This window comes from Thalassobacillus devorans (assembly GCF_011761345.1).
Lineage (GTDB): Bacteria > Bacillota > Bacilli > Bacillales > Halobacillaceae > Thalassobacillus > Thalassobacillus devorans.
The window spans coordinates 1,015,537-1,039,823 of sequence record NZ_JAASRY010000001.1 but is presented as its reverse complement, the minus strand read 5'-3'; the positions used below and the strand labels follow the sequence as shown (position 1 = coordinate 1,039,823).

Sequence of the window (24,287 nt, the reverse complement as noted above, 5' to 3'; positions counted from 1 at the left end):
ACTTTTATTACAGATAAAGGCACAAATCAAAAAACCCGTACCGGCTTTATTTTACCTTGCTTTTCCGGATGGAATTGATAGATTGCCAGTACCTTATCCTGATATTTGACTTGAAAAATATCACGTTCAAAAGATTGGGCCGGAGCCGGGAGGACTTGGCCGTGCTGGATTCTCTCACTAGTTTCTTTATCAACTTGCCAGGCATCCAAATGATTCAATCCTCTTTCAAGCGGCAGCAGCAGATCGTCATAGGCTTCCTGCTCAGCCAGCTTCTCGATATCTTCAATCTGATAACAATCTTCTTTCCTGATATCGCCCGTACGGGTACGTTCAAGGAATGACATATGAGCTGGATATCCGATAGCTGTTCCGATATCGACACATAACGTTCGGATATAGGTGCCTTTAGAACAAACTACTCGAAAAGGAAAGCTCGCTTTTCCGTGTTCATAATTGATCGATCCCAGCATTTCTATATTATGAATATAAACCTCACGGGCTGGACGTTCAACTATTTTCCCTTCTCTTGCATACTCATACAGTTTTTTTCCTTTTATTTTTACAGCAGAATACATCGGAGGAATTTGTTTGATTTTACCTTGAAAAGTTTGCAAAACTTCTTTGATTTGCTCTTCATCAAACACCTCAGCAACTTCTTTCGTTTCAACTGCATCACCTGAACTGTCCTCTGTGTCGGTTGCCACGCCCAAAGTTACTACAGCTTCATAGACTTTTACGGTATCGGTCAAAAAAGGAACAATTTTTGTAGCCCGGCCGATGCAGAGCGGCAGTACCCCTTCCACATCCGGATCCAGGGTGCCGGTGTGTCCAACTTTTTTCGTATGTAGGATTTTACGTACCTTCATGACACAGTCGTGGGAAGTCCAGCCCTTCGGCTTCCAAACTGGCAGTATACCGTCCACTATATCCACCTCGCTATCTTATTTTAAAGTAAAAAGCTCTGTAAAATATCATTGATTTTATCCAATTAAAGACCCAAAAAGTCGAAGACTTGATTTCGAGACATTGTTTAAGGAATAGGGTCGTTGGGGAAGGATTCGCTTTCCAGCTCCATCACCTAGACACTCGCGACATAAGCAGTCCATCAACGGGAAGAAAAATCACTTCCCTTTTGATGTTCTGCTTATGCGTGTCGTGTCTCCCAAGGTGATTACGCATTAATTTCTTTCCGCGGGGAAGACGGCAAGCCTCCTCGAGCTAAAGCTCTGTGGGGTCTTGCCAGTCTATCCTTTCCCATGGGAGGGATATGAGCGGTGAGATCCCGCAAGGCGAAGCCTGAGGAAGCTCACCACATGCCCACGGAAAGCTATCCGTTTTCCCTGCCACCATAATTCCTACCTAACGTCTCGAAACTGAGTCTTCAGCAATTGGGAGCTTATTTGTAAAATCAATATGGAGTTTTAACAGTCCTCATCAAAAAGAAAAGACTGTCACTTTTGTCTCCTCTCTATGCCCTTCCTGATACAGTGTGTTTCTCAGGCAGCTGTACATATTGGGCAAAAGAACAGGTTGAAAAGGACAGTCTCGTCTGGATTATTTACTTTCTGTATCATTCAGGTCACGTAAAATTGCTTCGATTCGATTGCCGCGTTCAATTGCTTCATCAAATTCAAAAGCTATTTCCGGTGTTTTGCGAAGGCGGATCCGTTTTCCGATTTCGGAACGGATGAACCCTTTTGCCTTGGCTAATCCAAGTAATGTGTCTTGCTGTTGCTTGTCATTACCTAATACAGAGATATAAACTTTCGCTTGTTGAAGATCGCCGGTGACCTCAACATCTGTAACCGTAACAAAACCGACGCGAGGGTCTTTGATTTTCTTACTGATGATGTCTCCGAGTTCCTTCTTCATTTGTTCTGCTACACGATTGGCTCGTAAATCACTCATCTCTTCCACCTCTTCCTTGCCAGGCAGCATCAGCACCATTCAATGGTCGTCTCTGCCCTTTCAATTTCAGGAAATGAATCAATGAAGGATAACGCTTGCTGAATGAGGCGTTCTGCCTGGACACGGTCGCTTGAAATCGTCACGATCCCGATGACTGTCCTCTGCCATAAATCCTGATGTTCCAGCTCACTTACAGCAACATTGAATTCATTTTGCAGCCTGGTCGTTATCCGCTTGAGGACAGAACGTTTCTCCTTCAACGATTGTGCATCATATATGAAGCACTCGATTTCTGCGCTTAGAATCATGTACGTTCAACTTCCTCCATGACAAACGCTTCAATGACGTCGCCTTCTTTGATGTCATTATAATTTTTGATGGTAATCCCGCACTCATAGTTTTGTGCCACCTCTTTGACATCGTCCTTGTAACGCTTCAAGGTGTCAATTTCACCCTCAAAAAGGACGACGCCGTCTCGAACGATACGCACACCTGAATTTCTTGTGATTTTACCATCAGTGACATAACCACCTGCGATGGTGCCGATTTTGGAAACTTTAAATGTTTCCCGCACTTCCACCTGACCGATGATTTTTTCTTCATACTCAGGGTCAAGCATCCCTTTCATCGCTGCTTCGATTTCTTCAATTACTTTGTAAATGACACGGTGTAGACGGATTTCCACATCTTCCGATTCTGCTGCTTTTTTAGCATTAGCATCCGGACGGACATTGAACCCGATTACGATACCATTGGAGGCAGATGCCAGATTGATATCTGATTCATTAATAGCGCCGACACCGGTATGGATGATGTTGACTTTAACACCTTCGACATCAATTTTTTCAAGGGAAGAAGCAAGTGCTTCCACTGAACCTTGTACGTCTGCTTTAACAATCAGATTGATATCCTTAATATCCCCCTGTTTGATTTGTTCAAACAAATCATCCAGGCTGACTTTCGTTTTGTCACTACGCTGTGCCTCGATTTGTTTCTGCTGACGAGCTTCTCCAATGGCCCGTGCTTTCTTTTCATCTTCAAATGCCAGGAAGCGGTCCCCGGCTTGAGGTACATCATTCAAACCAGTGATTTCTACAGGTGTGGATGGGCCGGCAGATTTTACGCGGCGGCCTAGGTCGTTAACCATGGCACGGACACGACCGAAGGTGTTACCTACTACTAATGGATCTCCTACATTAAGGGTCCCATTCTGAACGAGCAAGGTAGCAACAGAGCCACGACCTTTATCGAGTTCTGCCTCAATAACCGTTCCATATGCCGGACGGTCAGGATTTGCTTTCAATTCTTCCATTTCAGAGACAAGGACGATCATTTCTAAGAGGTCATCAATGCCTTCGTGTTTGACGGCTGACATCTTGACAAAAATGGTTTCGCCACCGAAATCCTCCGAAATCAACTCATATTCCATTAGTTCCTGCATGACGCGGTCCGGGTTGGCGCCTTCTTTATCCATTTTGTTGACAGCAACAATGATCGGTACCTCAGCTGCTTTGGCATGGTTGATTGCCTCTACAGTTTGTGGCATGACCCCATCGTCTGCTGCAACTACTAAAATTGCAATATCGGTAACCTGAGCACCACGGGAACGCATACTTGTAAAAGCTGCGTGGCCTGGTGTATCAAGGAAGGTGATTTTCTTGCCGTTTTCTTCCACTTGATACGCTCCGATGTGCTGCGTGATACCTCCAGCTTCACCTTCTGTTACTTTAGTATCACGGATGGAATCAAGTAATGTTGTTTTACCATGGTCGACGTGTCCCATGATCGTAACAACTGCAGGACGCTCTTCCAAGTCTTCGGGAGCATCTTCAAATTGATAGTTCTCAATATCTGTTTCATCTACTTGCACTTCTTCTTCGACTTCTACGTCATATTCAGAACAGATCAATTCAATGGCATCGACATCTAAATCCTGATTTTTCGTTGCCATTACTCCAAGCATCATCAACTTTTTGATGATTTCAGAAGTATCTTTGTTCAGCTTTTCAGCAAGTTCAGCAACGGTTAGAGTACCAGAGAAAAGGATCTTATCCGGTGTACCTTTAGAAGCAGGTTTTTGTTGTTGCTGTTGTTGCTGCTTACGGTCCTGCTTTTTGTTTTTCTTCTGATTATGGCTCTTTTTCTTATTCTGGTTGGATTTTTTCTTATAGTTACTCTGGTTACTTTGCTGACTGTTCTGGTTGTTTTTCTTCTGCGTATCCTGCTGGCTGCTGTTGCTCTTCTGTCCAGCCTGCTTTTGTTCTTTCTTGGCAAAGCCGAACTCCTGGTCCAGTTTTGCTTTTGTATCTTCAGAAATCGTTGACATGTGGTTGGAAACCTCAATATTCAACGACCCTAATTTATCGATCACTTTCTTACTTGTCATTTCATTTTTCTTCGCATATTCATATACTCGCATCTTACTCATACGTTCACCCCCGAATAGATTCATCGAGCAGCGATTGCAACTTTTTCGCAAATCCTTGGTCAAGAACTGCGATCGCGACTCTCCCCTCCTTACCAATAGCCTGGGATAATGTATCCCTGTCGGCCGCAAGATAGTAGGGTATGTTATAAAAGCTGCATTTATCTATCAGCTTCTTTTTCGTCTGATAGCCGGTATCTTCCGCTATCCAGACAAGCTTTGCTTTTTTCTTCTGGATATCCCTGGTGATTAGTTCTTCACCAAGCGTGCACTTGCCAGCACGATAGGCAAGTCCCAATAAATTCAATGCTTTTTGCATGTTATTGCTCTCCAGCCAAGGATTTCAGTTCTTCATAAATAGTATGATCGACTTTTGTATTCAGCTGTCGGCTTAGTACGTCCTGATCCTGAGCGGTTTCAATGACCTTTGGATCCTTTGAAATGTAGGCGCCTCTGCCATTTTTCTTTCCGCTCGGATCAACAAAGACTTCTCCTTCTTTGTTGCGTACCACACGGATCAGTTGTTGTTTCGGTTTCATTTCTTTGGTTACAACGCATTTACGCAATGGAATTTTTCTTGAAGCAGCCATTATTACCACTCCTTATTCAAAGCGTTCTTCGTCAGATTCAGAAACAGCATCAACTGCTTCATCTTCCTGAAGATTATCATCTAACAGGCCTTCTTCTTCTGCTTCTGATTCACTCTTAATATCAATTTTCCATCCTGTCAGTTTAGCGGCTAGACGAGCATTTTGCCCTCGTTTACCAATCGCAAGGGACAGTTGATAGTCCGGTACAATGACAGTAGTAGCTTTTTCTTCTTCATTGACCAGCACTTTTACCACTTTAGATGGGCTCAAGGCATTGGAGACATAAGTTACTGGATCCTCGGACCACTGAACAATATCAATCTTTTCGCCTTTCAATTCATTTACGATTGCCTGCACTCGCTGGCCTCGCTGCCCGACACAGGAACCAACCGGATCCACTTCCGGATCTTCCGCATGGACGGAAATTTTGGATCTGTCTCCAGCTTCACGAGCTACCGATTTCACTTCTACAGTACCATCGAAAATCTCCGGCACTTCCATCTCAAACAAACGTTTTAAGAGGCCTGGATGGGTACGGGAAACATAAATCTGTGGCCCTTTATTGGTATTTTCGACTTTCGTAACCAATACCTTAAGACGATCATGGACTTCATAGGTCTCTGTCGGCATTTGTTCCGCTTCTGGAAGACGGGCTTCAATTTTACCTAGATTCACATAGATAAAACGAGGATCCTTACGTTGGATGATCCCTGTCATAACATCTTCTTCCCGATCGCTGTATTCGCCATAAATGACTCCGCGCTCCGCTTCACGTACTCGCTGAGTCACCACTTGTTTGGCTGCCTGTGCAGCAATACGGCCAAAATCTTTTGGTGTGACTTCTACTTCGATAACATCTTCCAATTCATAATTAGGATTGATTTCTTTCGCTTCTTCTGTGGAAATCTCTTCCTGCGGGTCATCTACTTCGTCTACTATCGTTTTACGGGCGTATACTTTCATGGTCCCTGCGTCCTCGTTCAAATCCACACGAACATTGGTAGCTGAATTGAAGTTCTTTTTATATGCAGAAATCAAGGCAGCCTCCAGAGCGTCGATTAATACATCTTTATCAATGCCTTTTTCCTTTTCTAAAAAATGGATAGCATCAAAAAGTTCGTTGCTCAACTATCTTCTCCCCCTTTAATTGAAACTCACTGCTAAACGGGCTTTAGCAATCTTATCATATGGAATTTCAACTGTTTTTGTCTTTGTTTTAATTTTGTAAGCAATGGTGGCGACTTCATTATCAAAGGAAGTCAAATCACCTTCAAATTCTTTTTCGCCACTCATCGGTTCATATAGCTTTACATGGACACGGCGGCCGACGTTCTTTTCAAATGCTTCTTTGTTTTTTAAAGGCCGTTCCGCCCCCGGCGATGCTACCTCGAGAAAATAAGGGAATTCTATCGGATCCACGTCATCCAGCTTTTCACTAAGCTGTTCAGATACATACCCACATTCCTCGATGTCTACGCCATTTTCCTTATCTACAAATACACGAAGGAACCAGTTCTTTCCTTCTTTTTTGAATTCAACGTCGACGAGCTCCAGGTTCATTTCTTCGAGTACCGGCTGAACCAGCTCTTCTGTCAAGCGTATAACATTGTCACCCATGTCGTTCCCTCCTTTTTCTTACACTTAGTATTTCTAATATAATCATTTCCTATCATCTAATTCATTGGCACTCCGCCTGCATTTGTTACATGCAGTCATCCACAAAAATACGGCACTACAGCAAGTGTAGTGCACAAACAGGTGCGAAATCGAAACAGAAAAATAACCGTAAAGATAAACGAAAGAGCGGGTTGCCCCACTCTTTCGCCGTCCTCCGTATCACTTTTCTAACCATTAAAAATATACCATACGTTCCTTTTTAATGCAAGAAAGCACCTTCATACCAATCAGAATAAGGACAACTGATTCTCTTCCGGCATGCCTTCCAGGCAGCCCTGCTGGTCAAGGTATTCAAGAACTGTCTTCGAAATGCGGCTTCTTTCCCGAAGGTCCTGTTTAGAGAGGAACTCTCCTTCTTCCCTGGCATTTACGATGTTGATGGCAGCATTCGTGCCAAGACCATCGATCGCGTTGAAAGGTGGAATCAATGTATCCCCTTCTACAAGGAATTCACTGGCACTGGATTTATAAAGATCTACGGTCTGGAAGGAATAGCCGCGCTGACACATTTCAAGAGATAGTTCCAGCACAGTAAGTAAACTTTTCTCTTTTGGAGAGGCGTCATTTCCTTTTGCCAGAATCTCTTCGATCCGCTTCCTGATTGCATCTGAACCTTTTACCATGGTTTCCAGTTCATAATCACTGGCACGCACCGTAAAGTAGGCAGCATAGAAGTAAATTGGGTAGTGAACCTTGAAGTAAGCGATCCGTACAGCCATCAATACATAGGCAGCCGCGTGGGCTTTCGGAAACATGTATTTGATTTTCTTACAGGAATCAATATACCAGTCTGGCACCCCATGTTTTTTCATTTCTTCAATCCACTCATCCTGGAGACCGCGCCCTTTACGGACGAATTCCATGATCTTAAAGGCAAGGGACGGTTCAAGCCCTTTGTGCATCAGATAAACCATGATATCATCCCGGCAGCCGATTACTTCCGGCAATGTACAGATGCCGTCATTGATCAGTTCCTGGGCATTACCCAGCCACACATCAGTTCCGTGGGAAAGCCCTGAAATAATGACCAGTTCCGCAAATGTTTTCGGGCTGGTATCTTCTAGCATCTGACGGACAAAACGTGTGCCGAATTCAGGAACACCCAGAGTGCCAGTCTTACAAAGAATTTCATCAGCAGTAACGCCCAGCGCTTCCGGCCCACTGAAGATTTTCATGACTTCCTGGTCATCAACCGGAATTTCTTTCTGGTCAATCCCGCTTAAATCCTGAAGCATTCGGATAACCGTCGGATCATCGTGTCCGAGTATGTCGAGCTTCAATAGGTTATCGTGAATGGAATGGAAGTCAAAGTGAGTAGTACGCCATTCTGCTTTCGTATCATCCGCTGGATACTGAATCGGTGTGAAATCATAAATCTCCTTATCATCAGGCACGACGATAATACCGCCCGGGTGCTGGCCACTGGTCCGTTTGACACCTGTGCATCCCTGGACAAGACGATCGATTTCAGCATTTTTATATTGCAATTGATGGTCGCCGGCATAACCTTTCACATAACCATAAGCAGTCTTTTCTGCGATCGTACCGATCGTACCGGCACGATAAACTTTGTCTTCACCGAACAGTACCTTTGTATAGTTATGCGCCTGCGGCTGATATTCACCGGAGAAGTTCAAATCAATATCGGGGACTTTATCCCCTTTAAACCCTAGGAAGGTTTCAAACGGAATATCCTGACCATCTTTATTCATCGGTTCCCCGCATTTAGGACAATCTTTTTCTGGCAGGTCGAACCCGCTCCCTACTGACCCGTCCGTGAAAAATTCCGGCTCCCGGCAATGGGCACATACATAATGCGGAGGCAATGGATTCACTTCCGTAATTCCTGTCATCGTGGCAACGAAAGAGGAACCAACCGATCCCCTGGAACCGACCAGGTAGCCATCGTCCAATGATTTTTTCACGAGCTTTTGAGAAATCAAGTAAATGACAGCAAACCCATGCCCGATAATACTGTCCAATTCTTTTTCTAACCTTTTCTCTACCAGTTCAGGCAACATATCCCCATACAGGCTCTTCGCTTTATTGTAAGACATTTCCCTGATTTCCTGGTCGGCACCTTCAATATTAGGCGTATAAAGGTCCTCTTTCACCGGTGAGACTTCTTCCACTTGATTTGCTACTGCCTGAGTATTAGTGACGACAACCTCTTTCGCTTTCTCCTTACCTAGAAATGCAAATTCGTCCAACAATTCGTTTGTCGTCTTAAAATGAACCTCTGGGAGTGTTTGACGATTCAATGGATTTCCATTCTGAGAAGATATCAGAATCTGCCTGTACATCTTTTCATGCGGCTCAATATAATGAGTATTTCCGGTAACTACCGCTTTCTTGCCCAGCCGCTCTGCCATGGCAACCAGCTTCTTCAAAATATCAAAGATTTGTGCTTCATTCTGCACAAGCTCTTTTTCTATCAAATGTCGATAGTTTCCTGGTGGCTGTATTTCAATATAGTCATAAAATTCAGCGGTTTTTTCCGCTTCTTCTTCTGACTTTTGCATCATCGTTTCAAAAACTTCACCTTTATCACAACCGGAGCCAATAAGGACCCCTTCACGCAGTTTGGATAATTTCGATCTTGGTATTCTCGGCACCCGGTAAAAATAATCAATATGCGCATGGGAAACAAGGCGGTAGATATTCTTCAATCCGGTCTCATTTGTCGCTAACAGTGTGCAGTGGAAAGGCCGGGAGCGTTGATAGGCGTTCCCTTCCCCCATATAATCGTTCAAGTTCTTATGATTTGTAATTCCTCTTTCCAGTGCCTTCTTAACGAGCTTCCATAATAGATACCCTGTGGCTTCCGCATCATATATCGCACGGTGGTGCTGAGTGAGTTCAATATCAAAAAACTTACATAATGTGTTCAACCGATGATTCTTCAGCTCCGGAACTAACAGACGCGCAAGTTCCAATGTATCGATTACAGGTAACTCAGACTTCCCGAGGCCAATATTTTTGTATCCTGCATTAAGGAAGCCCATATCAAAGCTGGCATTATGGGCAACAAGAATCGAGTCTCCTGTCCACTCATGGAAGTCTTTTAGTACATCTTCGATTTCTGGTGCATCTTTTACCATATCATCGGTAATCCCTGTTAAATCAGTCGTTGTCTGGGATAATGGATGGTGTGGATTTGCGAATGATTCGAAACGATCGATGATGTCACCATCTTTTACTTTTACTGCAGCGAGTTCAATGATTTTGTCATAGACAGCAGACAGACCAGTGGTTTCAACGTCAAATACGACATACGTATCATTCGCCAGTTCTCTATCCTGTTCTTCATAAGCGATGGGCACGCCATCATCAACCAGATTCGCTTCAACGCCGTAAATTATCTTTACCCCATGCTTACTTCCTGCGCTATGGGCTTCCGGATAAGCCTGTACTACTGCATGGTCTGTGATAGCAATCGCTTCATGGCCCCATCTGGCAGCGGTCTCTATCAGACGTCCCGGAGCTACCGGCGCATCCATTTGGCTCATGGTAGTATGGGCATGGAGCTCGACTCGCTTTTCTCCTTCCGGTGCCTCATCGACGCGCAGGGATGGCTTTATTTCATTAATATCGTTTGCCATCATAGTCAGTTCTGAAGTGAAATTGTCCGTTTGGATACTTCCACGCGCCTTAATCCACATTCCTTTTTTAATCGCCTTGAATTGTTCCGCGTGATCATCACCGCGGGAGAACATTTTGATAGAAAAAGAATCCGTATAGTCCGTCACTTTCAATAGCAGCAGATGGCGTCCGGAACGAAGTTCTTTCACCTCGACATCAAATATGTGACCTTGAACGATTTTCCTGCGTTCTTCTTCGAGGATATCGCTCATCTTGTCAGGTTCTTCCTGGATGTTATAACCGATCATGACGGGACCTTCATGTTGTCCTTCGCTCTGTTGTTTTGCACGTTCTTCTTTTTCCTTGACGGCCTGCTGGACAAATAATTGATCTTCTTTTTGGCGCTCCTGCTGGAACTTCTTGATTTCTTCTTCCTGACTTTTCACTTTAGTAGTTATCGCGCAAGGCGGGATGCCCACTTTCTTGCAGAAGGAGATCAGCGGCTCGTGCAGCCGCTTCCTGACAGCGTGACTTTCTGCTTCATTCCTGCATGTTAACATAATCTTATTACCGTTAATTTCTGGTTGTTGTTCTAAGACTAGATCCTTATACGCCGGAGACAGCTGAGGTACAGTAGTGACAAAACATTTCCAATAATCCAGCAGGTCTTGTTCTTCAAGCGATTGTTGATCTGTATGCATCGTCCAGTCCACTACTTCAGCTATATGCCTGAACCCTTCCTGCAATTTCGTTGTGAACAACTGATAAACAGATGGAGGCAGCGGGCATTCCAGGTGAAAATGAAAGTGCCACGCTTTTGTTTGCGTATAAACGTCCAATTTCTTCAAAGAACACTTTCCCATATGCTGCTCTGCCAGCTCTTCGGGAAACTGAATCTGTTCTAATAACAACTCCATCTTCTCTCTACTTGAAACTCCCACGATGATTCCTCCCAGTGTATCTGCAGCCTTTACAAACTACTGAATACCGCTTTTCTAAATTCATCCAATCGATTTTCATTCCGTGCAATAAAATATACCCTCGCATATAAATGTAGCAAGGGTATATCCACTTAATCAAGATGAAATTCTTTTTCTATTTGCCAAGGAATGTTTTTACTTGAGCGATGACCTGGTCTGTTTCAAGTTCGAGTTGTTCCTTGGTCGCACGTTCTTTGAATTCTACAATGCCCTCACCGGCGCGCTTTCCGACTGTTATCCGCAGCGGGATACCAATTAAGTCACTGTCTGCAAATTTGACACCTGGACGTTCTTTCCGATCATCATATAAAACGTCAATTCCCTGAGCTTGAAGCTTTTGGTATAATTCTTCTCCAAGTGCCGCCTGCTCTTCTTTCTTAGGGTTCAATGTCAATAAGTGTACATGATAAGGAGCGACATTCGCCGGCCATGTGATTCCATCTTCGTCGTGATACTGCTCCACGATCGATGCCAACGTACGAGATACTCCAATGCCATAACATCCCATAATCATAGTGTTTGCTTTCCCCTGGTCATTCAGGTAGGTAGCATCCATTTTCTCGGCATAGAACTTCCCTAGTTTGAACACATGTCCTACTTCAATACCACGGGCAAATTTGATATTGCCTTCTCCATCTGGTGAAGGATCTCCTTCTTGAATAAAACGCAAATCAGCATATTTATCGATAGAGAAATCTTTCCCTGGTGTTACATTGACAAAGTGGTATCCTTCTTCATTAGCTCCACAGGTAGTATTGACCATCGCTTCAACCGCAAAGTCAGCAACTACCTCTACTTCCGCCGGTACACCTATAGGACCGAGGGAGCCGAACCCTGCACCCATCAATTTTCTTGTTTCCTCTTCGGAAGCAAGGTCAATCAGACTGGCATCATAAAGGTTTTTAAGCTTTACATCATTTACTTCATGATCCCCACGTGTTACGACCATAACAAACCGCTCGTCCACTTTGAACATGATTGACTTCAAGCCCTGATCCAATCCATGACCGAGATAATCAGCTACTTGCTGCATCGTCTTCTGTTCCGGAGTGGCTACTTTCTCCATCTCTTTCGGCTCTTCATTCGACTTATCATATTCTGTGATGACAGGTGCCATCTCAATGTTAGCGGCATAGCGGGAAGTATCGGAGTATGCAATCGTATCTTCCCCGACGTCGGATAGTACCATAAATTCATGGGTGTCTTTACCGCCCATTGCCCCCGAATCGGCAATGACCGCCCGGAAATTCAAACCGCAACGACGAAAAATATTGGAATACGCATCAAAAAGTCTTTGGTATGTACCATCAAGGCTTTCAAACGAATCATGAAAAGAGTAGGCATCCTTCATTAAAAATTCCCGGCCTCGAAGTAATCCAAAACGTGGTCGTTTTTCGTCGCGGAATTTATTCTGAATTTGATACACAGTAAGTGGCAGTTTTTTATAACTCTTTACTTCATCCCTGACAATGCTTGTGATTACTTCTTCATGAGTCGCCCCAAGTGCAAATTCCCGTTCGTGTCGATCGTGAAGACGCATCAGCTCTGGTCCGAATGTATCCCAGCGCCCCGTTTCCTTCCACAGTTCAGCTGGCTGTAGAGCAGCCATAAGCATCTCATGTGCCCCTGCTTTATCCATTTCATCTCTTACAATTTCTTCTACTTTACGCAACACTCTGCGACCGATCGGTAAGAAACTATACACACCAGAGGCGATCTGGCGAATATAGCCTGCCCTGACTAGAAGCTGGTGGCTTTTTATTTCAGCATCGGCTGGGGTTTCACGTAAAGTTGGTAATAACATTTCACTTTGCCTCATACTAAACACCCCTATTCATTACTACGTGATAGAAAACTGGAAGTAAAGGGTGTAAACCCTCCACTTCCAGCAGACTTTGCATTCGTTTCGTTACTGATAAAACCTGCTTTCCTCTTTCTATTGTAACAGAAGATAAGTTATCAGAGGAATAGGCGTTGTATATCATTCCAGGTTACTACCAGCATCAATAGCATTAGCAGTGCAAACCCAATAAAGTGCACTACGCCTTCTTTCTGTGGATCAATCGGCTTTCCTCTTACCGCCTCAATTCCAACGAATAAAAGCCGTCCCCCATCAAGTGCTGGCAATGGCAGGAGGTTGACGATGCCGAGGTTGATGCTCAATATAGCGGACCACATCAAGTAATTGATGATGCCAGTCTGTACCACTTTGTCCGTGGCATCATAAATACCGACAGGTCCAGACAGCATATCCAGTGAAAACTGTCCAGTTACCAGCTTCCCTAAATTGGTGAGAATCAGCACCGTCCAATCATAGGTTTGCGTGAAACCGAATTGGATTGTTTTCAGGAACGAATCCTCAAAAGCTCTTTCTACCCCAATTTGTCCTATTTTAACATCCTGCTGTTCAATTGCTGCAGGTGTGACGGAAAATTCCTGTTCTTGTCCATTCCTTATTACAGTAAAATCCATCTCTGTATCAGGGTTATTTCTGACAATTTCAGTAAACTCATCCCAGGTTGCTACCTGCTGTCCTTCAATTGCTACAATCTCATCACCTTGTTGCAAACCTGCCTGCTCTGCAGGTGTATCCTCAACTATATTACCAATTTGTGCTTCATTTACCGGAACCCCCTGGATGAAACCAAGGATGAAAAAGATGATAATCGCCAAAACAAAGTTCATCAATGGCCCAGCAAACAGCTGCATGGCCCGCTGACCTACCGTTTTGGAAGCGAATTGCCGATTATATGGGGCAATTTGTGTTTCCTTTTCATCCATTACAAAGAAGGCTTTAGGATCTACTTCAAAAAACAGCTTTTCATCTTCATCGATTTCATATCCTTCAATGACCAGTCGGTGATCAAGGTCCGCCTTTTCTACCTCGATCACACGCGCGTTTGGATGTTTGGATTTGTTATTGACAATAATCTTATTGACTTTGCCTTGCTCATTGAATTCCAAACCTACGTGATGTCCTGCTTTCAATTCGATGATTTCCGGGTCTTCTCCTGCGACTCTTACATAACCGCCGACAGGGAGCAGACGAATGGTATATAGCGTTTCATTTCGCGTGAAGGCAAAAATTTTCGGACCGAAGCCGATCGCGAATTCCCTTGCAAGCATCCCTGCCCTCTTGGCAAAGATCAGATGGCCCCACTCATGCACAAATACAAGAACACCGAACATGAGTATAAAAGCAATAACAGTCGTCAAAAAGAAGCACCTTCCTTTTTAATCGCTGTTAAATCTTTCTATTGATAGTTACGAAGACAAACTCAGACGTACGAACAATTGAAACTATCAATAACAACATTTAACAGTGTTTTATTTTAAATACGAGCACACCTGGCTTCTTGTTTCCTGATCAATTGCGATAATCGTTTCTAAATCAGGTTTGGCAATGGTTTGGTGGCTTTCTAAAGCTTGTTCAATCAAGGTCTCTATATCCAGAAATGAGATTTTCCCATTCAGGAATAGCTCAACAGCCTGCTCATTAGCGGCATTTAGAACGGTAGTCATCGACCCGCCTTCTTTCCCCGCCTGATAGGCTAACTTCAAGCAGCGAAAACGTTCATAATCCATTGGCTGAAAGTGCAAGGTTGCGATTTCTTCTAAGTTTAACCGTTTGGTCATTGATAAATCAAGGCGGTCCGGGTAAGTGAGTGCATATTGAATTGGGACTTTCATGTCCGGTGTACCTAATTGCGCAATGACACTTCTATCCTTGTATTCAACCATGGAATGGATGACACTCTCTCTATGAAGTATAACATCAATCTGTTCGTAAGGGATATGAAAGAGCCAGTGCGCTTCAATTACTTCCAGCCCCTTGTTCATCATCGAAGCGGAATCAACGGTAATCTTGGCTCCCATGCTCCAGTTCGGGTGATTCAAGGCATCTTCTACCGTAACACCTTTCAGTTCTTCCCTTGTCTTGTCCCTGAAACTTCCGCCGGAAGCTGTCAGAACCAGTCGTTCAATCGTGTCCGGTTTTTCCCCGTTCAAGCTTTGAAAAATTGCAGAATGCTCACTGTCCACTGGTAAAAGATCCACGTTATATCTATAAGCTGCTTCCATCACCAGATGGCCTGCTGTTACAAGCGTTTCTTTATTTGCAATGGCAATGACTTTCTGCGCTTCAATTGCTGCAAGGGTTGCCGGAAGACCTACACTGCCCATGACAGCATTGACCAGGACATCCACATCAGCTGCTGTGCTTGCTGCAATCATCCCTTCCGTTCCCAGTAATACTTGGATATCAGGGAATTCACTTTCCACTTGTTTTTTAATCGTTTTATCCTGGACAACAACTATTTTTGGTGAGAATTCTTTGATCAGCGGCAATGCTTTTTCAATATTTTTCCCAAAAGCAAGTGCATAGACCGAGAAATGATCAGGATGCAGCCGAATGACTTCCAGTGTCTGGATGCCAATGGATCCAGTGGCCCCGAGCAACGTAATTTGCTTCATATGATAAATCTCTCCCACTTCTATTGAATGCTATGAAATGAAATTTATGAAATGTAATACAGGTAATATGAAAATTAAACTATCAAACCGGTCGAGTACACCACCATGCCCTGGAAGAATACTGCCAGAATCCTTCACCGCATAGTGACGTTTAAAGGCAGATTCGACGAGATCTCCAATCTGACCGAAAAATGATACCACTACGGTTACAATCAATACAATGATAGTAGATGAGTGTACCGGATAGAATAGCTGAAAGGCGAGCGCTACGATACAGGCCAGCACGATGCCGCCGACTGCACCTTCCACTGTCTTTTTGGGACTGATCTTCGGCCACAGTTTATGCTTGCCGAAAGAGCGGCCGAATAAGTAGGCTCCTGTGTCCGTTGCCCATATGACAAACAAAGCATAAAAGATATACACCAGGCCACTATCTCTTGTTTCCATTAAATAATGGAAGCCCATTCCTACATAAATGGCAGAAATCAAAAGGAAACCTGCATCATCAAAAGTGAAACGGTTTTTCACCAAGACGGTATAACTAAGTAATAGTAAAACCGCAAGCAGTGTAAATTCAGATTTGGTGACATCAACATCTTTCATACCGAACACATCACCGAAAGGGAACATTAAAGCCCACATTAAAAAAAGCGTCAGTATAGAAGGAATGGAATACCGGGAAATCTTTTTCATTCGGATCAATTCGAAAATTCCTATACTAGCAATCAAATAGACGAAAACTTTAAATGGCCACCCTCCCAGAATGATTAAAGGAAGAAATATAAGTGCTCCGACAATTGCTGTGATCGTTCTTTGTTTCATGCTACTTCAACACCTTATATCCCGCCATAACGACGTTTTCTTTTCTGATAGTCGTACAGCGCTTTTTCAAAATATGTTTCATCAAAATCAGGCCAGTATACATCAGTGAACCAAAACTCACTATACGCTAATTGCCACAGTAGAAAGTTGCTTAGACGCTGCTCGCCGCTTGTACGTATCAGTAAGTCTGGCTCTTTCAGGTTTGCTGTATACAGACGATCAGAAATACAGTCTTCATCGATATCCTCAGGAACCAGGTCACCGTCCCGCACTTCGTCCGCTACTTGTTTGACAGCTTTCACCATTTCATAGCGGCTTCCATAATTCAGTGCAAAATTCAACACCAGGCCAGTATTTTGTGACGTACGGTTCTTCGCTTCCTGAACAGCTTTCTTTGTATGGTGAGGCAATCTCTCGAAATCACCGATAGTTTCAACGCGTACGTTTTTCTCTATCAGTTCCGGGAGATATGTATTTAAAAATTCCATCGGTAATTTCATAAGAAAATCGACTTCTGTCTTCGGTCGCTTCCAGTTTTCCGTAGAAAAGGCGTATAAAGTCAACACCTCAATTCCCAGGTTCGAAGCGTGCCTGACAATTTTCTTTACTACATTCATGCCCTCTTTATGTCCTGCTATTCTTGGAAGACCTTTGCTTTTTGCCCATCTTCCATTTCCATCCATGATAATAGCTACGTGAGATGGTAAATGATTATAATCTAAATCAGGCGTTTGTTCTTCAGGCTTTGATTTAATTTTTGTAAATGGAATTTTGATTGGCATTTCGACATCCTCCAATAAGGATACTTATCATATTTATTATACTATAATCCTACCCTAAGCGTATAATGACATAAAGTATAACGTCAAAACTTTCTATAAGAGTAATCTACGTAAATGATTAACAAAACGGCTTGGAACGAAGCTTATAACAGTTTTAATAGTTTTACAATCAACCCAAAAGGTCAGACGGACAAAATAGAAAGCCGCGCCAATTGCAGCGCGGCTTTTTACTTTAACACTGAAAGGTATAGTCATTCTGCGCCTATTAAGTTTAATAGACACTTTCCCTTTCCTTTATACTTCCAGGATTTCTGCTTCTTTGTTTTTGGAAAGTTCGTCGACTTTTGCCACGTGGCTATCGGTAGCTTTTTGTACATCGTCCTGGAAAGATCGTAATTCATCCTCAGTAAGTTCGCCGTCTTTTTCAAGCTTCTTCAACTTATCATTACTGTCACGGCGAATATTACGAATTTGGACTTTCGCTTCTTCTGCATATTTCCCAACAACTTTTACCAGATCTTTACGACGCTCTTCCGTCAGTGCCGGAATGTTAATGCGAATTACATTTCCATCACTGGAAGGAGACAGTCCAAGATCTGCCTTTTGGATACCTTTTTCAATATCTGCGATGGCAGATTTATCATAAGGTGTGATGACAAGCAAGCGCGCCTCTGGTGCTGATACTTGTGCCAATTGGTTCAACGGTGTAGAAGCACCATAATAATCGACATAAACACTGTCTAAGAGGTTAGGATTAGCTCTCCCAGCACGTACAGTTGCCAATTGACGGGAGTACGCCTGTACCGCCTGTTCCATTTTAGAATTCGTTTCTTTGATTACTTCGTTGGACATGTTATTTCCCCCTAACAATCGTTCCGATATTTTCACCCAGAACTGCTTTTTTAATGTTACCCTCTTCAGTAATTGAGAATACCAATAAAGCAATATCGTTGTCCATACATAAGGATGAGGCAGTTGAATCCATAACGCCAAGCCCTTCGTTCAGTACATCCATATAGGAAAGCTGATCGTATTTCTCAGCATCTTTATTGAATTTAGGGTCAGCGTTATAAACGCCATCCACGTTATTTTTAGCCATTAGAATGACATCTGCCTCTATTTCTGCAGCGCGCAGTGCCGCAGTAGTATCCGTAGAGAAATATGGATTCCCGGTACCGGCAGCAAAAATGACAACACGCTTCTTTTCAAGGTGACGGATTGCTTTTCTACGGATGTATGGCTCAGCCACCTGGCGCATTTCAATTGAAGTTTGCACACGAGTAGGAATACCGTGGTTTTCCAGGCTATCCTGCAATGCCAGGGAATTCATGACCGTTGCCAGCATTCCCATATAATCGGCATTCGCTCTGTCCATTCCCATTTCGCTTCCGACTTTGCCTCGCCAAATGTTACCGCCACCTACGACAACGGCTATTTCAACTCCTAGTTCGGCAACTTCCTTAATTTGTTTCGCTACAGACTGGATGATAGCAGGATCTAAACCGAACCCCTCTTTCCCACTTAAGGCTTCACCACTTAATTTCAATACGATTCGACGGTAACGAGCTGCAGTCATAGTAACCTCCATATACCTATTTTATCAGTTTGATAATCTTTTGTTCTTGTCAATATACATGGTATGTAGCATGTTTGAAAATAGGGAACACTGCGTGTGTCCCCTATTTTTTCAGGCATGCTTATTTTTTCACTTGGCTCATGACTTCTTCAGCAAAGTTGTCTTCACGTTTTTCCATGCCTTCTCCTACCGCATAACGTACGAAACCTTTGACAGAACCTTTTGTGGATTCAACAAATTGTTTAACCTTTTGATCCGGATCTTTGACAAAGCTTTGTTCAAGCAGGCAAATCTCTTCGAAGAATTTGCCAAGACGGCCTTCGACCATTTTCTCAACGATATGCTCAGGCTTGCCTTCGTTCAAGGCTTGGGTCTTAAGCATTTCACGTTCTTTATTTACTTCATCTTCAGAAACCTCATCACGAGAAACGTAACGCGGGTTGACAGCAGCAATGTGCATAGCTACGTCTTTTGCTGCAGCTTCATCTGTTGCACCTTCAAGAAGGGTAAGGACACCGATGTTACCACCCATGTGGATATATGCACCAAAAGCGTCGTTATCCGTTTTTTCAAGGATTGTGAAACGGCGCAGCGAGATTTTTTCCCCAATTTTTGCAATAGTAGAGTTGATATACTCTTGAACAGCATCTCCTTCACCGTGCAGCTTTTGCTCTAAAGCTTCTTCTGCATCTGCAGGCTTTTGAGAAAGAAGGTGTTTTCCAAGCTCTTGAAGAAGAGATTTAAACTGATCGTTTTTAGTTACGAAGTCAGTTTCGCAGTTCACTTCCAGCAATACTGCTGTGTTACCGTCAACTTCAACGTGGGCAGAACCTTCTGCAGCGATACGGTCTGCTTTCTTTTGTGCTTTAGAGATACCTTTTTCGCGAAGCCATTCCATCGCTTTGTCCATATCTCCATCCGTTTCCGTTAGTGCTTTTTTACAATCCATCATTCCTGCGCCTGTTTTTTCACGCAGTTCTTTTACCATTTTTGCAGTTACAGCCATGTTATTTCCTCCTTTAAAATTTAAGCATTTACGTATGCTTCATCAATTAAGTTAAGAAGAAAAAGGAAGTCAGGCTCCGGGTGGAAGCTCGATAATAATCGTTACGTCCTCATGCCTTTGGACATCCTCTTTAAAAAAGGTGATAAAAGGTCCACCCTCTTATCACCTTTGAAACCTTTGTTACTCGGTTGCAGTTTCCACTTCAGCATCTTCTGCTGGTGCAGCTTCTTCTGCAACTTCAGTTTCTTCGCCTTGCTTTGCTTCAAGAACAGCGTCAGCCATTTTGGAAGTAAGCAATTTAACAGCACGAATCGCATCGTCATTCGCAGGAATGACATAATCGATTTCGTCTGGATCACAGTTTGTATCAACAATTCCGACAATCGGAATGTTTAGTTTATGAGCTTCAGCAATCGCAATGCGCTCTTTACGTGGGTCGATAACGAAAAGTGCATCAGGAAGGTTCTTCATTTCTTTGATACCGCCCAAGAATTTCACCAGACGATCTTTTTCTTTAAGAAGTCCGACTACCTCTTTCTTAGGAAGTACATCAAATGTTCCATCTTCCTCCATACGCTCGATATCTTTCAGACGGTTGATACGCTTGCGAATCGTTTGGAAGTTTGTCAACGTACCACCCAACCAACGTTGGTTGATATAGTACATGCCGCAACGAGTAGCTTCGTCACGTACAGTGTCTTGTGCTTGCTTTTTTGTTCCGACGAAAAGGATTGTTCCTCCGTCAGCAGCAAGATCCTTTACATAATTGAATGCTTCATCTACTTTCTTGACCGTCTTTTGAAGGTCGATGATGTAGATACCGTTACGCTCTGTGAAGATGTATTTTTTCATCTTCGGGTTCCAGCGGCGAGTTTGATGTCCAAAATGAACACCAGCTTCAAGCAGCTGCTTCATTGAAATAACAGACATGTTAATTCCTCCTGTTTGGTTTTTTTAGTATCCTCCGTCCACTTCATCTTCCTTCCGAAACTCTGGAACAGAGCACCCTCGGCAGGAATCTGCGGACGTGTGTATTGACACCAAAAGTAAATATATCATATGCCATTGGTGCAATCAAGTAATTATTACATTTTTTGTGGCTGGAATTTTAAAATTAATTCAATCTCTGTTTTGCCACAATCCATTTTACGGGCTATATCTTCTATTGTATAGCCCTCGTTCCTCATGGCAACTACGCGTGTCGACAAAGAAGGCTGATACTCTATATCATTGTTTCCCGGGATGGGAGGGTTGTAAACAGGATCGGAGTACTCCTTATTCAAATCGGAGTGCGTTTCTTCTTTAGCAGTTTTCCTGTATTCATGACTTTTAGGCTGCTTAATTTCAGTGTTCCTATATTTCTTCGGGCTTTCATTCAGCCATCGCTTTAGCTGTTCATTCTCTTCTTTTATTTCAAGTAAGTAGGCGGTAAACATCTCCTCAATTTCCCCCGCTACCTGCTTTTGCCTCATTTCCAACTCTTCTGCTTTTTTCACTCTGGCAAAAAGGATAAAAATGACCAGGAGCATAATGCCATGGAGTAAAAAACTAACGACCAATAAGAAAGTCGTCATATGTTCCATCACCTCATTAAATGGTTATAATTTGGCTCTGTTAACCCTTGTTATTGATATGTCATAATAAGCTTTTTCAATAAAATACCGAAAAGTCGAAGACTTGATTAAACTTGTGAAAAACGCCCTATGATAATAAAAAGAAGACTATGGACCCTTTACATCCTTATAAATGCCTGAGGATGAAGGTTTATTGTACGCGCTTTCCCCCTTCTGCAGGGTCCGTTTGTTACAAAACTGGTTGGATGGGCAGGGAAACGGGGAGACTCCCGCGGGAGAAGGGGCTAGGCGAGATCCCGTAGGGCTTAGCCCGAGGAAGCTTGCCAGGTCCCCCGCAGGAAAGCGAGTCGTTTCCCAGCCCATCCCTTATATCTCATGGTAACGGGCCCAACAGTTGGTGCTATGCGTTTATAAGGCCACCAAGATTGTTCTTGAGTTTAAATAGGGCTTTGGCGTGAATTTGAGAAATCCTTGACGTTGTCAATCCTAATACCTGTCCGATTTCAGTCAACGTGAGTTCTTCATAGTAGAATAAACTGATCACCAGTTGCTCTTTCTCTTTCAGCTGGCGGATTCCATCAGCTAAATCCTGATGATTCTCCTGGCGGACCAGACTTTTTTCCGGAGTCAACGATTTATTATCCGGCAAAGTGTATCCCACACCTTCCGTTTGGTCATTGCTCCCATCTTTTGTCTTATCTTCCATGGATAGGATATTTGCAAATAAAGCATCCTTCACTACTTCTGCAACCTCTTCTTCTTCCAATCCAGTTTCTTCCCCAATTTCTTTGGAAGTGGGCAGCCGTTGTAATTTTTGTTCGAGTCGTTCTGAGACATGTTCAATTTTTTTTGCTTTATCCCGGACAGACCTTGGGAGCCAATCCTCCTTTCGAAGACCATCCATGATGGCACCACGAATACGAAAAGATGCATAGGTATCGAATTTCAAGTCGCGTTGGATATCAAACTTTTTTAAGGCGTCGTATAAACCGTATAAACCAAGACTTTTAATATCATCTTTATTGACACTTGCAGGCAAATGAGCTGCAATCCGCTGCACATGAAAATTGACTAAATCCATATGATTTTCAATCAATTCATTGGCCGCTTCCATATTCTCCTCCTGCTGCCACCGGTTCCATAACTCTTGTTCTTCCAACGATAACGAGCTTGCCATCTTCTCCCTCCTTCAATTATAAATCTCTAACCTAGTTAGCTTATTAAGCTATCAATCTTCCTTTAATAATTGTCTGACTGCCTCTGTAGCTTGTGCGGATAGCTGTACCTCCTCTACATCGTCTTTATTAATAGGAAGAGGATCGTTTATATCCTTATTTACTACTGCTAATTTGGTCTTTTCCCCTTTAATAAACTGAAATGCCCAGCGAAAAAAATACCCAAGCAAATATAAACACACAAACACGAAAGCTGCTCTTATCATGGAGGTATCAAGGGAATTATTTTGCAGTGATAGAAGCAAAGAGAGAAAAAATCCCGATATCGCTAACGCTAAGTTCCATAATAGATTTCCGGCCATTCTCTTTAGCCACCTCCATCTATAACCATTGCAATCCAGTCCACTCCTTAGGTAATTGCTGCTTGACCATCATTACCTAAGGGCAGGCGGATAAGAAACGTGCTTCCTTTCCCTATTTGGGAAGTGATATCTATTTGGCCGCCAAGGGATTCAATCGTATTTTTCACGATATCAAGCCCTACACCACGACCAGACACATCCGAAACTTTATCTGCTGTGGAAAAACCACTGCTCATAATTAAATGGAATAGCTGTGAATCTTTCATATGATATGCCTCATTTTTACTAACAAGGCCACGATTGATCGCCTTGTGCACTACTTCATCGCGCCTTATCCCCGCGCCATCATCCGTGATTTCTATGTAAAAATGCCTTGTTTCTTTATAAGCTCGAAGAGTCAGGGTACCCTCTTCGTTTTTCCCCCTACGCTTTCTTTCCTCAGGTTGTTCAATGCCATGATCAATCGCATTTCGGAGCAGGTGGACAATAGGAATTGCGATGGTATCGGTAATCGATTTATCCATTTCAACTTCTGCACCGCTAACTTCTAAGTTGATGTTTTTACCGAGGTTTCTGGCCAACTGCCTGACCATCCGTGGGAATCTGGCAAAAACTTGCCCAACTGGTATCTTCCTTAACTCAGTTGTAAGCTGCTTTAATTCCGTGCTGCATGTTAACACACGGCCCAGCGTTGCCTGTAATTCCTTATCATTGATTAATTCAGTTATTTGGTTTAACTTCCCTTTTTCTCTTTCAAGCCTATCCGCCACTTGAGACAATTGGCTTAACCGATCCTTCTTTACACGAATTGTTGTATCTTCCATAGTCTGAGTATGAAAATAAGGACCAGTTACTCTGGTGACCTCAGGTTTTTTTAGTGCTGCATCTTCGAATTCGTTTTCTGGAAAAGTATGGTTTTCCTGCTCAGCTGCATTATTGGATCCATCCGGAGAACTGCCCATTTGTTCGACTACTTCTAACTGATAGATAGTTGCATCTATATCCAGATTTCTGTGATTGCCTGCCGCAATATTCATGAGGATTGATTCCAAATCATTTACAGCTTTTAAAAGAACATCTATGATCTGCGGCGTAATGAGAATAGCCTGGTTTCGTACAGCATCCAGTACACTTTCCATCGAATGAGTAAGTTTGGCCAGGTGCTGAAAATCCATAGCTGCAGCCATCCCCTTCAATGTATGCGTTGCACGGAAGACTTCATTGATTCGGTTCAGGCTGAAAGGATCTTTTTCTAAGGCGAGCAGATGGTCGTTAATGCGTTGAATATTTTCATTACTTTCTTCGATAAAAATATCCAGGTATTGTTTCATATACAGGCCCCCTTGCCCTTTTAA

The 24,287-nt window shown here is 43.2% G+C and carries 22 protein-coding genes; all 22 read right to left on the bottom strand.

What is annotated here, in order from left to right; translation table 11 throughout:
* Nucleotides 1-26: 26 nt before the first annotated feature.
* Nucleotides 27-923, bottom strand: coding sequence for a tRNA pseudouridine(55) synthase TruB (truB, locus tag FHS45_RS05180; RefSeq protein WP_062445878.1), 897 nt, complete (start codon nt 921-923; stop codon nt 27-29).
* A 631-nt stretch (nt 924-1,554) separates the two neighbouring features.
* Nucleotides 1,555-1,908, bottom strand: a complete 354-nt coding sequence (rbfA, locus tag FHS45_RS05175; protein WP_062447929.1) for a 30S ribosome-binding factor RbfA — start codon at nt 1,906-1,908, stop codon at nt 1,555-1,557.
* Between the two features lie 29 nt (nt 1,909-1,937).
* Complete coding sequence (locus FHS45_RS05170) at nt 1,938-2,216, bottom strand: DUF503 domain-containing protein (RefSeq protein WP_062445877.1); 279 nt, start codon at nt 2,214-2,216, stop codon at nt 1,938-1,940.
* Nucleotides 2,213-4,336 (bottom strand): translation initiation factor IF-2, encoded by a 2,124-nt coding sequence (gene infB / locus FHS45_RS05165; protein WP_062445876.1) that lies wholly within the window; start codon nt 4,334-4,336, stop codon nt 2,213-2,215. The genes FHS45_RS05170 and infB overlap by 4 nt, the downstream gene beginning before the upstream one ends.
* Nucleotides 4,337-4,340: 4 nt before the next feature.
* On the bottom strand, nt 4,341-4,652 hold the full coding sequence (locus tag FHS45_RS05160) for a YlxQ family RNA-binding protein (protein WP_062445875.1): 312 nt from the start codon (nt 4,650-4,652) through the stop codon (nt 4,341-4,343).
* A 1-nt stretch (nt 4,653) separates the two neighbouring features.
* Nucleotides 4,654-4,923 carry an RNase P modulator RnpM gene (gene rnpM, locus FHS45_RS05155; RefSeq protein ID WP_062445874.1) on the bottom strand — a complete coding sequence of 90 codons (270 nt, stop codon included), beginning with the start codon at nt 4,921-4,923 and terminating at the stop codon, nt 4,654-4,656.
* Between the two features lie 12 nt (nt 4,924-4,935).
* Entirely contained in the window at nt 4,936-6,051 is a 1,116-nt protein-coding gene (nusA, locus tag FHS45_RS05150; RefSeq protein WP_062445873.1) for a transcription termination factor NusA, read from the bottom strand.
* Nucleotides 6,052-6,066: 15 nt separating this feature from the next.
* Nucleotides 6,067-6,540, bottom strand: a complete 474-nt coding sequence (gene rimP / locus FHS45_RS05145) for a ribosome maturation factor RimP (protein WP_062445872.1) — start codon at nt 6,538-6,540, stop codon at nt 6,067-6,069.
* A 287-nt stretch (nt 6,541-6,827) separates the two neighbouring features.
* Entirely contained in the window at nt 6,828-11,123 is a 4,296-nt protein-coding gene (locus FHS45_RS05140) for a PolC-type DNA polymerase III (RefSeq protein ID WP_062445871.1), read from the bottom strand.
* 154 nt (nt 11,124-11,277) lie between these two features.
* A complete protein-coding gene (locus tag FHS45_RS05135; protein ID WP_062445870.1) occupies nt 11,278-12,981 on the bottom strand; it encodes a proline--tRNA ligase in 1,704 nt (567 codons plus the stop codon).
* 140 nt (nt 12,982-13,121) lie between these two features.
* Entirely contained in the window at nt 13,122-14,378 is a 1,257-nt protein-coding gene (gene rseP, locus FHS45_RS05130; RefSeq protein ID WP_062445869.1) for an RIP metalloprotease RseP, read from the bottom strand.
* 111 nt (nt 14,379-14,489) lie between these two features.
* Complete coding sequence (dxr, locus tag FHS45_RS05125) at nt 14,490-15,635, bottom strand: 1-deoxy-D-xylulose-5-phosphate reductoisomerase (protein ID WP_062445868.1); 1,146 nt, start codon at nt 15,633-15,635, stop codon at nt 14,490-14,492.
* A gap of 30 nt (nt 15,636-15,665) precedes the next feature.
* Entirely contained in the window at nt 15,666-16,457 is a 792-nt protein-coding gene (locus tag FHS45_RS05120; protein ID WP_062445867.1) for a phosphatidate cytidylyltransferase, read from the bottom strand.
* Nucleotides 16,458-16,471: 14 nt separating this feature from the next.
* Nucleotides 16,472-17,239, bottom strand: coding sequence for an isoprenyl transferase (locus FHS45_RS05115; protein WP_062445866.1), 768 nt, complete (start codon nt 17,237-17,239; stop codon nt 16,472-16,474).
* A 294-nt stretch (nt 17,240-17,533) separates the two neighbouring features.
* Complete coding sequence (gene frr, locus FHS45_RS05110) at nt 17,534-18,091, bottom strand: ribosome recycling factor (RefSeq protein ID WP_062445865.1); 558 nt, start codon at nt 18,089-18,091, stop codon at nt 17,534-17,536.
* A gap of 1 nt (nt 18,092) precedes the next feature.
* Complete coding sequence (gene pyrH, locus FHS45_RS05105) at nt 18,093-18,815, bottom strand: UMP kinase (RefSeq protein ID WP_062445864.1); 723 nt, start codon at nt 18,813-18,815, stop codon at nt 18,093-18,095.
* A gap of 121 nt (nt 18,816-18,936) precedes the next feature.
* The gene (tsf, locus tag FHS45_RS05100) at nt 18,937-19,821 is read right to left on the bottom strand and encodes a translation elongation factor Ts (RefSeq protein ID WP_062445863.1); all 885 of its coding nucleotides are present in this window, start codon (nt 19,819-19,821) and stop codon (nt 18,937-18,939) included.
* 180 nt (nt 19,822-20,001) lie between these two features.
* Nucleotides 20,002-20,751, bottom strand: a complete 750-nt coding sequence (rpsB, locus tag FHS45_RS05095) for a 30S ribosomal protein S2 (protein ID WP_062445862.1) — start codon at nt 20,749-20,751, stop codon at nt 20,002-20,004.
* 155 nt (nt 20,752-20,906) lie between these two features.
* A complete protein-coding gene (locus FHS45_RS05090) occupies nt 20,907-21,404 on the bottom strand; it encodes a DUF6115 domain-containing protein (RefSeq protein ID WP_425086106.1) in 498 nt (165 codons plus the stop codon).
* A gap of 391 nt (nt 21,405-21,795) precedes the next feature.
* The gene (locus FHS45_RS05085; RefSeq protein WP_062445860.1) at nt 21,796-22,572 is read right to left on the bottom strand and encodes a FliA/WhiG family RNA polymerase sigma factor; all 777 of its coding nucleotides are present in this window, start codon (nt 22,570-22,572) and stop codon (nt 21,796-21,798) included.
* Between the two features lie 51 nt (nt 22,573-22,623).
* The gene (locus FHS45_RS05080) at nt 22,624-22,932 is read right to left on the bottom strand and encodes a hypothetical protein (protein WP_062445859.1); all 309 of its coding nucleotides are present in this window, start codon (nt 22,930-22,932) and stop codon (nt 22,624-22,626) included.
* 47 nt (nt 22,933-22,979) lie between these two features.
* On the bottom strand, nt 22,980-24,263 hold the full coding sequence (locus tag FHS45_RS05075) for a chemotaxis protein CheA (protein WP_062445858.1): 1,284 nt from the start codon (nt 24,261-24,263) through the stop codon (nt 22,980-22,982).
* Between the last annotated feature and the right edge of the window lie 24 nt (nt 24,264-24,287).